Source organism: uncultured Draconibacterium sp. (genome assembly GCF_913063105.1).
GTDB lineage: Bacteria > Bacteroidota > Bacteroidia > Bacteroidales > Prolixibacteraceae > Draconibacterium.
In genome coordinates this window covers 180,442-194,384 of the sequence record NZ_CAJXYQ010000004.1, presented here as the reverse complement: position 1 = coordinate 194,384, position 13,943 = coordinate 180,442, and the positions used below count along the sequence as shown (strand labels likewise).

The following is a 13,943-nucleotide window of genomic DNA, read 5'->3' as shown; positions in this document are numbered from 1 at the left end:
TTTTTGACTTTCTATCAGTTTGTTTATCAGTGTTTTGGTATAGTAGATTCCGACTCCGTATTTTCAATTAAATAAAAAGTGAGTGGTATAATGAATATTGTATACAAAAATATATATCTTTGAAAAACCGTAGAAAAACAATGAACTATCATTAAAGTTGGTAATTAATAGTACTTTTAGCTTTTGTATACAAAAAACAACATAACGATGAAAATTAAGCATACTGATTTAAGCTTTGAAGTTTACAAAAGGCTAAAAACCATGATATTGGCGAATGAATTTGAGCCGGGAGAAAAACTGGTTCAGGAACAAATTGCTGCCATGTTTGGGGTAAGTCGCATGCCCTTGCATAAAGCATTTCAAATGCTTGAAAATGAGATGCTCGTGGAAAATTTGCCCCGCAGAGGATTTTATGTTACCGAAATAGACAATGCAAAATTGCTTGATGCTTTTGAGTGCAGAGAAGCTCTTGAGGGTATTGCAGCACGGCGCACAGCACAAATTATTTCAGCGCGCGAACTCGAAGATTTAAATGCATTGTTTAAGCCTTTTGTGGGGAAGAAAAGAATAGATTTCAAAAAATACATTGAAGCAGACCAGGCATTTCACAATGCAGTATTGCAGATTAGCGGAAACCAGATTCTGCAGAAATTTGAAGTGGTTAAAAACATTACTTCGCAAACCTATCGCGGAGGTTTAATTCGCGAACCGGAAGAAACCTTACCCGAACACCTGGCTATTATAGCGGCTATTGCGAGCAAAGATGCAGCGCTGGCCGAAAAATTAATGCGCCAACACTCCGTAAAAACTCAGGAACTCATTCGTGAAAAAATAAAGAATGAATAACCAAATTAATTAGAAACCAATGAAACGAACTATCATTCCTCAACGATTTATCCTTGTAACTTTTACCTTTTTAATTTCTGTTTTGATGTACGTCGATCGTGCATGTATAGGAGCAGCAAAGGGGAGTGTTAGCGACGAATTCGGGCTAAGTAATATCCAATGGGCATGGGTTATGGCGGCTTTTACGCTTGGTTATGCTTTAATGCAAAATCCGGGAGGGCGCTTTGCCGATAAAAAAGGGCCACGCCTGGCAATGACAACCATAATTACGGTTTGGTCGATACTTACTGCGCTTACCGGTGCTGCCTGGAATTTTGTATCCATGGTGGTAATCCGTTTCTTATTTGGAGGCGGCGAAGCAGGAGCTTTTCCTACCCTGGCCAAAGTGGTGTACAAATGGTACCCGGTTAAAGAACGCGGTATTATTCAGGGAATCAACTTTTCCGGTTCGCGAATAGGCGGAGCTGTGGCTTATCCAATTGTGGTTGCTTTGATTTTAGCATTGGGTTGGCGTGGAAGTTTTTTCATTTTCGGAGCAGTTGGGCTTGTTTTTGCTTTAGTGTGGTGGTTGTATTTCCGCAATACGCCTGAGGAGTCGAAACTGGTAAGTGCAGAAGAAAAGCAATACATTTTAGAAACACGTCAGCAGGACGATGGTGTAAAAAAAGGTAATCTTACTTTTTTTCAAACACTGAAATCGAAAAATATGTTACTGGCCATGGTACAATATATTGGCAGTAACTTTACCTTTTATTTTACCCTAACCTGGATGTTCCCATATTTGAAAGAAGCCTTGCAAAGTTCGGGTACAGCAGCAAGTTTTTGGGCCATGGCACCATTGCTCGGAGGTGCTGTTGGTAATTGGGTTTCAGGTATTTTAGTTGATAAGATTTACAAGTCAGGTAATCTAAGTTTGTCAAGACGACTGCCTGCAATTGTTGGGTTTTCACTTGCTGCGCTTGGTGTAGTTTTAATGACCAACGCAAGCACCGATATCAATAAAGTGTTGTTTTTAACACTGGCAATTTTTGGTGCCGATATGACCTTGAGTCCATCGTGGGCCTTCTGCATCGACATTGGTAAGGAAAATGCCGGTGCAGTATCCGGAACCATGAATATGGCTGGTAACCTCGGCGCTTTTACCTCTATTTTAGCTTTTGGATACTTAGCCGATGGCCTTATAAAATCGGGCGTAGATGCCAAACTGGCCCTGGCCGGAAACGATATGTTTTTCTATATCTGCGCCGGATTAAGTATGGTGTCGATTGTAGCCTGGTTTTTAATGAACCCTAATAAAAGTATTGAAGCAAAGTAGGTTCTCGCCGGATTTTAACAGTAACAAAGCATAAAAAGAAATAGATGAAGTTAGCATTAAACACCCTGGTTTACGAAGTGGGAAACAAGGGACCGGAAGAGTCGCTGCGTTCGGCGGCAAAGTATGGCTTTAAGTACATTGAATATGCGGGCATACGAAAAGGAAACCCGCAAACGATGACAGCAGCGCAAAAACGCGAAGCCATCAGAATTGTTAAAGATAACGATATCCACAGTACACAAATGTTGCTGGTAGCTACCAAGGATACTGCTCATCCCGACAAGAAAAAACGTGATGCGGTTTTTGACTACATGAAAACCTGCGCCGAATTTCAGATGGAATTGGGTGGTCGTCAGCTTTTAGTTTGCTGGGGAGGAGGTTTGTACGAGCTGGGAGTAACTCCCGAGCAATCATGGTTGTACATGCTCGAGAATGTAGGCCGATTTGCCGACTGGTGCCTCGATAAAAACCTGTTCGTAGGTATTGAACTCGATCCGCACGTTTATTTTATTTGCAACAATACGTACAAACTGGCCAAAGCAGTTGAAGACATTGGCTTGCCTAATGTGTATCCGAATATTGATGTGGGCCACCTGGTAATTACCCGTGAAGAACCGGAACAGCTTGAAAAGTTAAAGAGTCGTATGATTCACGTTCACCTTAGCGAGACGGAAAGCTTTGCACATACCAACAGCATACTCGGAACAGGGGCAGTGCCTTTCAGACAATATGTTGATAAATGTATTGAACTGGGTATTGAAGAAAACTGCGCAAAACTTGGCGAACCATGTGTAGCCGGTATTGAAATGGGAAGTGAAGCCAGTGGGGGCTTTGTTGAGAATCCGGATTTCTGGGTTGAAGAAAGCCTGAAGTTTTTGGAAAAAGAACTGCCTCACGTTACGCGCTAGGAAAAATTTTTTTGTCACAAAATGTATACAGTATGAAGTATGCTTGTTGGATGTGACGAGTTGAAAAAAATTTGGATACGAAACGGGCACAAAACATTGTAATAGAAAAAGAGCAGATAAGTATGGTATCCGTTTCGTAAATGACCATTAAAACAAAAAATTTTAAACAGATGAAAATTTGTATTGATTGCGACGACGCAGCAGTAAACCTGAAGAAAGTACTTTTCGACCACTTGAAAAGTAAAGGAATTGATATTACCGACCTGAATTATTCAGAAGGAAAAGAAAATCCAATGTATCCTGAAATTGGCTTCAATCTTGCCAAAGAAATTCAGGTTGGAAACTACGACCGCGGAATTAGCATTTGCGGAACCGGACTGGGAATGGCAATGATTGCCAACAAGGTAGAAGGTGTTTATGCCGGCGTTTGTCACGATGTGTTTTCTGCCGAACGACTGCGTAAAAGTAACGACGCACAGGTAATAACCATGGGCGAACGTGTAATCGGTCCGGAGCTGGCAAAAACCATTATCGATGCATGGCTGGTATCTGAATTTGCAGGCGGTGGTTCAGTACCTAAAGTGAAGCAAATGCGCGAACTGGAAAAAGAATCATTTCATCCAAAAAATCAATAACATTATATAATCATGCAAAAATTTGTAAACGACCCGTCGAAAGTGGTTGACGAAATGCTGGAAGCCTATGTGAAAGTGCATTCCGACCTGGTTGCCACAACCGATAACGAACGTGTAATAAAATATAAAGATGCCCCAATTGAGGGCAAGGTAGGAATAGTAACCGGCGGAGGCTCGGGGCATAAACCTGCCTTTGTGGGTTATGTTGGCCGAAATATGGTTGATGCAGTTGCCTGTGGCGAGATTTTCTCGTCGCCACCGGCGCAAATGTTTTACGATGCCATAAAGGCCGCCGATGGTGGCAAGGGTGTGGCCATTTTGTATGGAAATTATGCCGGCGATAATATGAACGTTACCATGGCGATGGATGAAGCCGAAGACGATGACATCCTGGTAAAAAAAGTTGTGGCCAACGACGATGTTCCATCGGCACCCAAAGGGCAGGAAGAAAAACGCAGAGGCGTAGCCGGCGAAATTTTAATGTGGAAAGTGGGTGGAGCCAAAGCCGCCATGGGTGGATCGCTTGACGAAGTTATTGCCGTAGCACAAAAAGCCATTAACAATACCCGAAGCATGGGAATTGGCCTGGCACCTTGCGCCATTCCAGAGGTTGGTCACCCCAACTTTACCATTGAAGAGGGCAAAATGGAAGTTGGAATTGGTCACCACGGCGAACCAGGCATTGAGGTGTGCGATCTGGAACCTTCTGCTAAAGTGGCTCAGCGGTTTTGCGATGTAATTTTACCCGATTTGCCTTTTGCCAATGGCGACGAAGTGGTTGTATTGATCTCTGGTCTTGGATCAACTCCCGTAATGGAGCAATACATTGTTTACAACGATGTGGCCAAAATTCTGGAAGAAAAAGGAATTAAAGTTTACATTTCGTATGTGGGTAACTACTTTACATCGCTGGAAATGGCCGGAGTAACCTGTACATTAATGAAATTAGATGATGAGTTAAAGGCTTGCATGGATTACGAATGTGACTCAGTAGGTATGCGTCAGTTTCAACGGTAAACTCAGAAAAAAATGAAGACATTTTCAAATAAAGATGGGGCGCTGATCATTGAGAATATGATTCAGGCTATTTACGAGAACAAGCAGTATTTAAGCGATATCGACGGTTTAATTGGCGACGGCGATCATGGAATTAACATGAACAAGGGTTTTCAGCTATGCAAAACGGAGCTGGAAAAAAATCCGGGCGATCTTGCCCATTCAGCCAAAACGCTGTCAAAAATACTAATGATGAAAATTGGCGGCTCCATGGGGCCTTTGTACGGAAAGTTATACCGCGGTTTTGCCAAAGAATTAAGCGGAATTGAAGAAATTGGTATCAAGGAGATGGGTGCAGCACTGGAAGCAATGCTTTCTCAAATTCAAACCATTTCGCCGGCAAAACCTGGCGACAAAACCCTGCTCGATACGCTTGTGCCAGCCATTGAAGCCTATCAGAAATCGACTGCCGAAAACAACGACTTCGTTACAGCTTTGCAAGCCATGAAATCGGCTGCAAAGGTAGGTCGCGATTCAACAAAAAATATGGTGGCGCAATTGGGGAGGGCAAGCCGTTTAGGCGAACGTTCGCGCGGAGTACTGGATGCCGGAGCAACCTCATGCTGCCTGCTTCTGGAAACATTGGCAGATACATCAACACAATTGTTAAAATAAAGTATTAATCAAGGATTGGAGACAGATGAGGAAAAACATCTCATGGCTCCAACTACCAATTTAAAAAATATGTCAGAAATAAAACAAGGAGTTATAATCGGTTTTTTGGGAAAAACCCAGGACCGTTTCTCAGAATATCAGGCACCGGTTACAACCGAACAAAAATTAGAATTTGTATCGAAAATTGAAGGCTTTTCAGGAGTTGAAATGGTTTTTCCGTACGAAAATGAAGGACCAGAGGCAACCAAGGCATTAATGGATAAATACAAACTGGAATTTGCCGCCATTAACGTAAACATTAAAAAAGAAGCCGAGTGGGTGCCCGGAGCCCTTTCGCGCCCCGATAAAGGAATACGCGACCGCGCGGTGGCCATGATAAAAAAAGCCAAAGACTTTGCGAAAGCTGTGGGTGCGCCACATGTAACTTGTTGCCCATTAAGCGACGGATACGATGTGCTTTTCCAGATCAACTATAAAACAGCCTGGAACTTTATGGTGGAAACCTTTGCCGAAGCTGCCGATTATTTGCCGGAAGTGCCCCTTTTTCTCGAACCCAAATTCTCCGAAACACGTGTGCATTGTCAAATCGACTCAACTGCAAAAGGCGTACTGTTGTTAAAAGATGTACAATGCAAAAATACAGGCATAACGCTTGATATGGGACACTCGCTGCAAAGCCAGGAAAATCCTGCCCAGGCCCTGTCGCTTATCTACGAAAATGGTTTTGATGCATACATCCACACCAACGATAACGACACCAAAGCCGATTGGGATTTAATTGGTGCAAGCCGTCATTTTTTGCATTACGTTGAACTAATGTATTGGGCGCAGGAATACGGTTATAACAAGTATTTTACCACCGATGCCTCGCCACGTATCTTTGATGTGCTCGAATTCTTCAATCGTCATTCAGAAGTAACGCAAGGTGTTTACCAGTTGGCAAAAAAACTAAACCGTGAACAAATTAGCGAAATGATGAAAGCAGAAGATTACAACGGTTTAATGAAAATGGTAAACAAGGAAATTTACCGCATATAAAATAAGACCACAACTAAATCGTAAAAATTAATAAATCATGAAACAAATTCTAATCATTTTATTGACAGGGCTGGTGCTTTTTTCGTGTTCGCCTACTCAACCAGAAATTACAGGCGAATTAAAAACCTGGCATAAAATTACTTTAACTTTTGACGGTCCTGAGTCGTCTGAAACGGCAACGCCAAACCCGTTTACCGACTACCGCCTTGAAGTTACCTTCTCGCAAAACGAACAGCAGTTTGTGGTTCCGGGTTATTTTGCCGCCGATGGTGAGGCGGCCTTTACCTCGGCCGATGCAGGAAACAAATGGCGTGTACATTTTTCGCCCAACAAAACCGGGCAGTGGAATTACGAGGTTTCGTTTAAAAAAGGTGCCGGAATTGCTGTTAGCGAAGACGAAGGTGAAAGCGCCAGATTTATGGATGGCGCTAAAGGTTCGTTTACCGTTGAAAAAACAGACAAGTCAGGAAGAGATTTGCGCGCACATGGCCGATTACAATATGTGGGAGAGCATTACCAGCAGTTTGCTGAAACCGGACAGTATTTTTTAAAATGTGGAGCCGATGCTCCTGAAAACTTTCTGGCTTACTACGAAATTGATAACACTCCCAATGTTGGCGATCGATTGAAGAAATGGGAAGCGCACGGCGTTGACTACGACAGCGATGCCGATGCATTTTTATGGGGACCCGAAAAACAAAAAGGAAAAAATATTTTGGGTGCCATAAATTATCTGTCCGGAAAAGGAATGAACGCATTTTCGTTTTTAACTTTTAATACCGATGGCGACGACCGCAATGTTTACCCTTATTTGCTGAAAGTAAGCAACGAAGAATACGAGAAGGCTGCCAACGTTAAAAAGAATCCGAAACAGTGGGAAGAACTTACCATCCACGATCGTTTTGATGTGTCGAAAATGGACCAGTGGGAACAAATTTTTGCCTATGGCGAAATGAAAGGGATGTTTCTGCATTTTAAAACACAGGAAAACGAAAACGACCAGAAAATGGATGGTGGCGATGTTGGACCCGAGCGAAAATTGTACTACCGCGAATTAATTGCAAGATACGGTCATCACCTGGCTTTAAACTGGAATCTGGGGGAAGAAATGACACAAACCGTTGAACAGGTGAAGGATATGGCCAGCTATTTTGAAGCCAATGATCCCTATAAAAGTCTGGTTGTTTTGCATACTTATCCCGATCAACACGACAAATATTATGCGCCACTAATTGGTGAGAATTCAGCGCTTACCGGCTTGTCGGTTCAAACCAATAAAGCCGACTTTTCACTGGTACACAGTGCCGTTAATAAATGGGTGAAAGCATCAGCTGAAACCGGAAAAAAATGGGTAGTTGCAGTTGACGAGCCGGGCGATGCCTCGCATGCCTTAATTACCGACGAAGAAGACCCTGAACATAACGACGCCCGAATTAACGGGGTGTGGGGAACTTTTATGGCAGGCGGTTGTGGCACCGAATGGTATTTCGGATACAAACACCCGCATTCCGACCTTACCTGCGAATCGTGGCGTTCGCGCGACCTGTTTTGGGACCAGTGTAAAATTGCGCTCGATTTCTTTAACGATAACGAAATTCCGGTTGAAACCATGGTAAATGCCAACGAACTTACCGCCACCGAGAATGATTATGTGTTTGCAAAAACCGGACAGGTGTACCTTGTTTACAGTAAAACCGGCGAGGATATCGAAATTAACTTACCCGATGTAGGTTACACTGCTACCTGGTTTAATCCAAGAAATGGAACAAGCTTGCAAATAACCGAAAGTACAGCAAACGAAGAAATTAAGCTCCAATGCCCATCAGAACAGGATTGGCTGCTTTACCTTCAAAAATAAGCTAAACAAAAACAGATGAAAGTAAAATTAACAATACTGCTGACATGTATTTGTTGGCAGGTTTTTTCAGGTTTTGCTCAAAACTTCTCAAATCCAATTGTAGAAAACAATGTTGTTTTCGAAGAAGAAAAGGGCATGATGGCCGTTGAAGCTGAATATTATTTTAAGCAATCAAAAACTGATGTCAGACAATGGTACCGGACTTCGAAAAACGAACAGGCAAAAGTTGGCCGCGACGAGGATGCTTCGCACTGTAAAGATGCAGGTAATAATGCCTATGTTGAGATTTTGCCCGATACCCGTGTTACCCACGGCGACAAATTAACTGCCGGCGAGAATTTTAGTAACACAGCCGGCGAAATGGCAATTTTGCATTATAAAGTAAAAATTAATAACCCCGGGCGTTATTACGTGTGGGTACGTGCCTATAGCTCGGGTAGCGAAGACAATGGGATTCATGTAGGAATAAACGGCACATGGCCCGAAACAGGCCAAAGGATGCAATGGTGCGAGGGGAAAAACAACTGGCGTTGGGAAAGTAAACAACGAACTGAAAAAAATCATTGCGGCGAGGCCTACAAAATTTACCTTGATATTGACGAAGCTGGTGAGCACGAAATAATGTTTAGCATGCGTGAGGATGGTTTTGAATTTGATCGCTTCTTGCTTACCAATGAAAAAGAATACATACCTCAGGGTATTGGCCCTGCTGTTAAAATTGCTGCCGGAAAACTACCGGAACCCTATCCGGAGGTAAGCGAAAACCCGGTTTCAAAAAAATCATTTTTATACGCGGTTGAAACAGCTGTTAAAGGAGTAAAACTTATTCGTGCATCAGCATTTCCACTTGAAGGAACTGATTTTTATTCCGACAAAAACGGACAATGGCTGGCTGTAAACCCCGAAGAACACAAGAAAGCAACGTCAACTGTAAGGTACAACGGCCCCGAAGGAAATAGAGACATATTGTTTTTAGCCGTGGGCGAGAACGATGGTAACTCTACCTATACCATTCTTGTTAACGATAAAGAAGTAGGAAATTTTACTGCTCCGCCAAGTAAAAACTCGTTTGAAGAAGGAGCACGGTACATGGGCCTGTTTGGAAATATAGCCTTAAAAAAAGAAGATAAAATAACCGTTGTTGCAGAAGTTGGCAGTAACGATGGCCAGGAATTTAGTCGTGGCCGTTGGAGTGGTGTGGCTTTTGCTCCGGTAGGTCAGGGCGCGGCTGCAATGGTTGCCATTGGCGATGCCGGATCAATTGGTAATGCCGGGCCTATGGCAAACAAAAATAGTAAACTGCCCAATGTAACTCCTGAAATTACAGGCGAGTTGAAAAAATGGCACAAAGTAACGCTTACTTTTGATGGCCCTGAAACGGCGGAGGATGCCCAATTTAATCCTTTTGTGAACTATCGGTTTAATGTGCTTTTTACACATGCCGAATCAGGAGATGAATACAAGGTGCCGGGGTATTTTGCCGCCGACGGTAATGCTGCTGAAACTTCGGCAAAAGCAGGTAACAAATGGCGGGTGCATTTTGCACCTCCCAAAACCGGAAAATGGAGCTATAAAGTTGATTTCAGAAAAGGAAACTTTGCCGCTATTGCCTACAAAAAGGACAAAGGCCAAAGCGGAGGATTTATGGATACTTCGGAAGGAGAGTTCACCATTGCAGAGTCGGATAAAACCGGGAACGATAACCGTGCAAAAGGCAGGTTGCAGTACGACGGAACCCGCTACCTGAAATATGCAGAAACAGGCAAACCAATGTTTAAAGTGGGGCCTGATGCCCCGGAAAACTTTCTGGCTTATGTTGATTTTGATGGCGATGCTGCAAGCGATGGCCATAAAGATAACCTCATGAAAACGTGGGACGCGCACGAAAAAGATTGGAAAGAGGGCGATCCAGTTTGGCAAGGCAACAAAGGAAAAGCAATAGTTGGGGCGGTAAACTACCTGGCATCAAAAGGATTAAATGTATTTTCGTTTTTAACCAACAACATTGCAGGCGACGATCAAAATGTATATCCTTATGTTGATTATGATACCTACGACCGTTTTGATTGCTCGAAGCTCGACCAGTGGGAACTGGTTTTTGAACATGCTGATAAACTGGGTATGTTTTTGCATTTCAAAACGCTTGAGTTTGAAAACCAGGGACTGTTGGACAATGGGGCAATTGGCGCCAAAACCAAATTATACTACCGAGAGCTAATGGCACGTTTTGGGCATCATTTGGCACTTAACTGGAACATCGGTGAGGAAATTGGTGACTGGGCAAATCCTCCAACGCCACCAATGGAAACTGCGCAGCGCGTGGCGGCTGCAGAATATTTTTACGAGCACGATCCTTATCATCATCATGTGGTTATTCATAACGGTGTTCCGTTTTACGATATTTTAGGCAGCGAAAGTCATTATTCAGGAATTTCCTTACAAACCAACAAGGCCGATTTTAGCCGTGTGCACGCCCAGGTGCTGCATTGGTTAAACGAGTCGGAAAAGGCAGGGAAACAGTGGGCGGTTGCCTGCGACGAGCCCGGAGATGCACAACATTCGTTGGTGCCTGATGCTGAAGACCCAAGCCACGACAATGCACGCATTAACGGATTGTGGGGCACTTTTATGGCCGGAGGATGGGGAACCGAATGGTACTTTGGTTACAAACATGCCCATTCCGACTTAACATGTCAGGATTACCGTTCCCGCGATTTATTCTGGAATCAGTGCAAATACCTTCGCGATTTCTTCGAGGGAAATAACATACCGGTTGAAACAACCAAAAACCACGACGAACTGGTTGCGGAGGGTGATTACTGCCTGGCCAGCGAAGGCGAATTGTACATTGTTTTTCTTCGGAATGGAAAGGGAACATTAAACCTTGAAAACATAAGTGGAGAGTTTACGCTGCAATGGTTTGATCCCCGGAACGGAGGGAAACTTCAATATGGTAAAATCAAAAAAATTACGGCCGGAAGCAAACACGAATTAGCGGGTGCTCCTTCGGATGAAAATAAAGACTGGGTAATACTTCTGCGTAGGCATTAATGGTATATTTTTAATTAGTAAATAGTTGAGGGGTAGTTTAATAACTGCTCCTCTTTTTTTTGCCGTCCTGTACAGATGTGTTAAACTTGCGTCCCCCAGGAAAAGTACAAAATCAGCAAATACCATAGTTTTGCTTCTAAACAAATAACTATTCGAACTAATAACGATGAAGCAAAAACTGCTCATTATCTTCATTCTTGGTTTGGGGTTAATTTGTACGTCTACTGCCCAGTTTTTAATACATCCCGATTACGATGAAAAACAATTTCACCTTTAGTTGAAGGATTAACGCATCCACATGTTTGTGTGGCTCCAAATGGTTGGTACTTTTTAGCAGGAACCATTGCGAACAAAATAACCATTTCGAAAACGATGGTATTTACCTGTGGAAATCGAAAGATTTAAAAGATTGGCAGGAGCTGGGCAAAGTATTCCTGAGTTGGAACGGAGGCATAATTGCCCGGTTATCAGAAGATTTAAAAGAATTGGCTGAAAGTCCGCGCCAGGTTATTCCTGAAATTTACTCCCCAAAGGGATGGGGCGAGTACCCGGTTCTGGATAAAGTGGGCACTTCCGGTGCGCACATTATAAAACTCGATGGTAAATACTGCTTGGTTGCCAGCGATGAACAGCACCGATTGGGAACCTGGTGCGACGACCTGTTTCTGTCCGTTTCCTATCTGCCTGGAAGCTTTTGTAAAAAACGACACCACCACACAAGATTCTCTTTTCAGAACCCGGCCGGGCTCGGCAATTCGTTTGGGCGAATGGAAACTCATTCAATATTTCGAGAATAATGATATTGAATTGTATAACCTGAAAAACGATGTTGGCGAAAAAAATAACCTTGCCAGCCATAATTCGGACAAAGTGCAGGAGTTAACAATCATGCTCGATAAGTGGCGCAAACTCACCGGGGCTGCTGTGCCTGAACAATTAAATCCGGAGTACCTGCCTTAACCTCGAAAGTTAGTAATTGAAAAGCAATAGATTGACAGGCGCACAAACAATGTACTTGTTGTATTTTACTGCCATAGCACTCCTACTCAACTGCATAAAATTCGGTGAATTGTTTATTCAATAATTTGATGAATCGCGAAACCGGATTTATGTATAGTTTGAAATCAAAATAAATAAGCTTGTTTTTCGGGCAAATTGTAACTGCATTCTTGGGTGCACCTGCAAAATTGTTATTTTTGATGCTCGTGTTTAAGACAGCAACATATTATTTCTTATTAGATTACTTCTGTTTGTACCCGAAGGCCTGATACGGAGCTTCGGGTTAATCATTATATTCAATCAACAAAAAACAACTAATCATTTCCGCAATGAAAAAATATTTATCATTAATTTTTGTACTGTGTTTGCTTTCCATCTTCGGAAAAGCGCAGGAAAACAACAAAGTATCAGCTAAAAAATCGTCAATTCAGCTCTACGGTTTTATCCGCAGCGAGTATTACTACGATACGTACAAAGGACTAAATGCCGCCCAGGATAATTTTTACCTGTTCCCCTTGTACAAAGGCCTTGATGCCGATGGTGAACACCTTAACAAACAGGGTATTCATGGTTACACGGCCATGGCCACGCGTTTTGGTTTTAATATTTCGGGTCCTGAAATTCTGGGGGCAAAAACCTCTGCCAATTTCGAAACCGACTTTGCCGGTATTGTTGCTGAATACCCAGAAGTACTTCGTTTAAGAAAAGCCTATGTAAAATTCGATTGGGAAAAATCATCGCTGCTTGTGGGGCAAACCTGGCACCCGCTGTGGAATGGCAGTGGCGCATTTTTTCCACAGGTGGGTGGTTTAAATACCGGTAGCCCGTACAATCCTTTTAACCGTTCGCCACAAATTGATTTTGATTACAAATTAGGAGCGAAAACCACACTTTCGCTTACGGCCCTTTACGAGCAGCAATATACATCGCCCGGATTTTATAAAGTGGATGACACCAACGATAAAAACCTGGCAAAACGTAATGCCGGAATACCTGAACTGGTTGCCGGATTATACTACAATAACGATGGAATGAGCCTTGGACTTGCCGGGCAGTTTAATGCCATTAAGCCTATTGATGTTACCGAAGGAACAGCCGGTAAATATAAAAGCGATGAGCTGAATACAAGTTATGCGGTGATGTCGTACATTGGTTACCGAAAAGACAAATGGTTCTTTTTATTGAAAGAGTTAGTGGGGCAGAACCTTACCAATATGCTTATGATTGGTGGCTATGGCGTAAAATCATACGATGCAGCCACCGGAGCCATGACCTACACCAATTATACCACTTCATCAACCCTGGTAAATGTAGTGTACGGAACTAAACACCAGCTTGGCTTTTTTGCCGGAATGACCAACAATTTCGGAACAAAAGATGCACTTCATAATTTTGATGGAGCTGCCCAAACAAAAGGACTTATGCCTACCATGAAACAAGTATATCGTGTGGCTCCGTACTTTGCCTACAACTATAAAAACCTGCGTTTTGTAGCCGAATATGAAATCGATTCGGCGGATTACGGTACAGGCACTTTTGATTTCTCCGATGGTCTTTATGATGATACGGTAACAGCAACCAATCATCGTATTTTGTTAATGCTGACCTATAACTTTTAGGCA

Annotated in this window: 12 protein-coding genes; all 12 read left to right on the top strand. The window is 42.9% G+C overall.

Going from position 1 to position 13,943, the window contains the following annotated elements:
- The first annotated feature begins 207 nt into the window (after positions 1-207).
- The 12 genes from QZ574_RS05565 (at position 208) to QZ574_RS05510 (ending at position 13,940) form a co-directional block, all read left to right on the top strand.
- Complete coding sequence (locus QZ574_RS05565; RefSeq protein WP_297087644.1) at positions 208-846, top strand: GntR family transcriptional regulator; 639 nt, start codon at positions 208-210, stop codon at positions 844-846.
- A 19-nt stretch (positions 847-865) separates the two neighbouring features.
- On the top strand, positions 866-2,161 hold the full coding sequence (locus QZ574_RS05560) for an MFS transporter (protein ID WP_297087642.1): 1,296 nt from the start codon (positions 866-868) through the stop codon (positions 2,159-2,161).
- A gap of 44 nt (positions 2,162-2,205) precedes the next feature.
- Positions 2,206-3,069: a sugar phosphate isomerase/epimerase gene (locus QZ574_RS05555; protein WP_297087641.1), complete on the top strand. Its 864-nt coding sequence runs from the start codon at positions 2,206-2,208 to the stop codon at positions 3,067-3,069.
- 170 nt (positions 3,070-3,239) lie between these two features.
- Positions 3,240-3,704: an RpiB/LacA/LacB family sugar-phosphate isomerase gene (locus tag QZ574_RS05550; protein ID WP_297087639.1), complete on the top strand. Its 465-nt coding sequence runs from the start codon at positions 3,240-3,242 to the stop codon at positions 3,702-3,704.
- Positions 3,705-3,716: 12 nt separating this feature from the next.
- On the top strand, positions 3,717-4,721 hold the full coding sequence (locus QZ574_RS05545) for a dihydroxyacetone kinase subunit DhaK (protein ID WP_297087637.1): 1,005 nt from the start codon (positions 3,717-3,719) through the stop codon (positions 4,719-4,721).
- Between the two features lie 12 nt (positions 4,722-4,733).
- The gene (gene dhaL, locus QZ574_RS05540) at positions 4,734-5,375 is read left to right on the top strand and encodes a dihydroxyacetone kinase subunit DhaL (protein ID WP_297087635.1); all 642 of its coding nucleotides are present in this window, start codon (positions 4,734-4,736) and stop codon (positions 5,373-5,375) included.
- Positions 5,376-5,444: 69 nt separating this feature from the next.
- Positions 5,445-6,413, top strand: a complete 969-nt coding sequence (locus QZ574_RS05535; RefSeq protein WP_297087633.1) for a sugar phosphate isomerase/epimerase family protein — start codon at positions 5,445-5,447, stop codon at positions 6,411-6,413.
- 37 nt (positions 6,414-6,450) lie between these two features.
- Positions 6,451-8,271 (top strand): DUF5060 domain-containing protein, encoded by a 1,821-nt coding sequence (locus QZ574_RS05530; protein ID WP_297087631.1) that lies wholly within the window; start codon positions 6,451-6,453, stop codon positions 8,269-8,271.
- Between the two features lie 15 nt (positions 8,272-8,286).
- Complete coding sequence (locus QZ574_RS05525; RefSeq protein WP_297087629.1) at positions 8,287-11,322, top strand: DUF5060 domain-containing protein; 3,036 nt, start codon at positions 8,287-8,289, stop codon at positions 11,320-11,322.
- A 302-nt stretch (positions 11,323-11,624) separates the two neighbouring features.
- Positions 11,625-12,119: a hypothetical protein gene (locus tag QZ574_RS05520; RefSeq protein WP_297087627.1), complete on the top strand. Its 495-nt coding sequence runs from the start codon at positions 11,625-11,627 to the stop codon at positions 12,117-12,119.
- Positions 12,120-12,129: 10 nt separating this feature from the next.
- The gene (locus QZ574_RS05515) at positions 12,130-12,282 is read left to right on the top strand and encodes a hypothetical protein (protein ID WP_297087625.1); all 153 of its coding nucleotides are present in this window, start codon (positions 12,130-12,132) and stop codon (positions 12,280-12,282) included.
- Between the two features lie 368 nt (positions 12,283-12,650).
- Positions 12,651-13,940: a hypothetical protein gene (locus tag QZ574_RS05510; RefSeq protein ID WP_297087623.1), complete on the top strand. Its 1,290-nt coding sequence runs from the start codon at positions 12,651-12,653 to the stop codon at positions 13,938-13,940.
- The last annotated feature ends 3 nt before the right edge of the window (positions 13,941-13,943 follow it).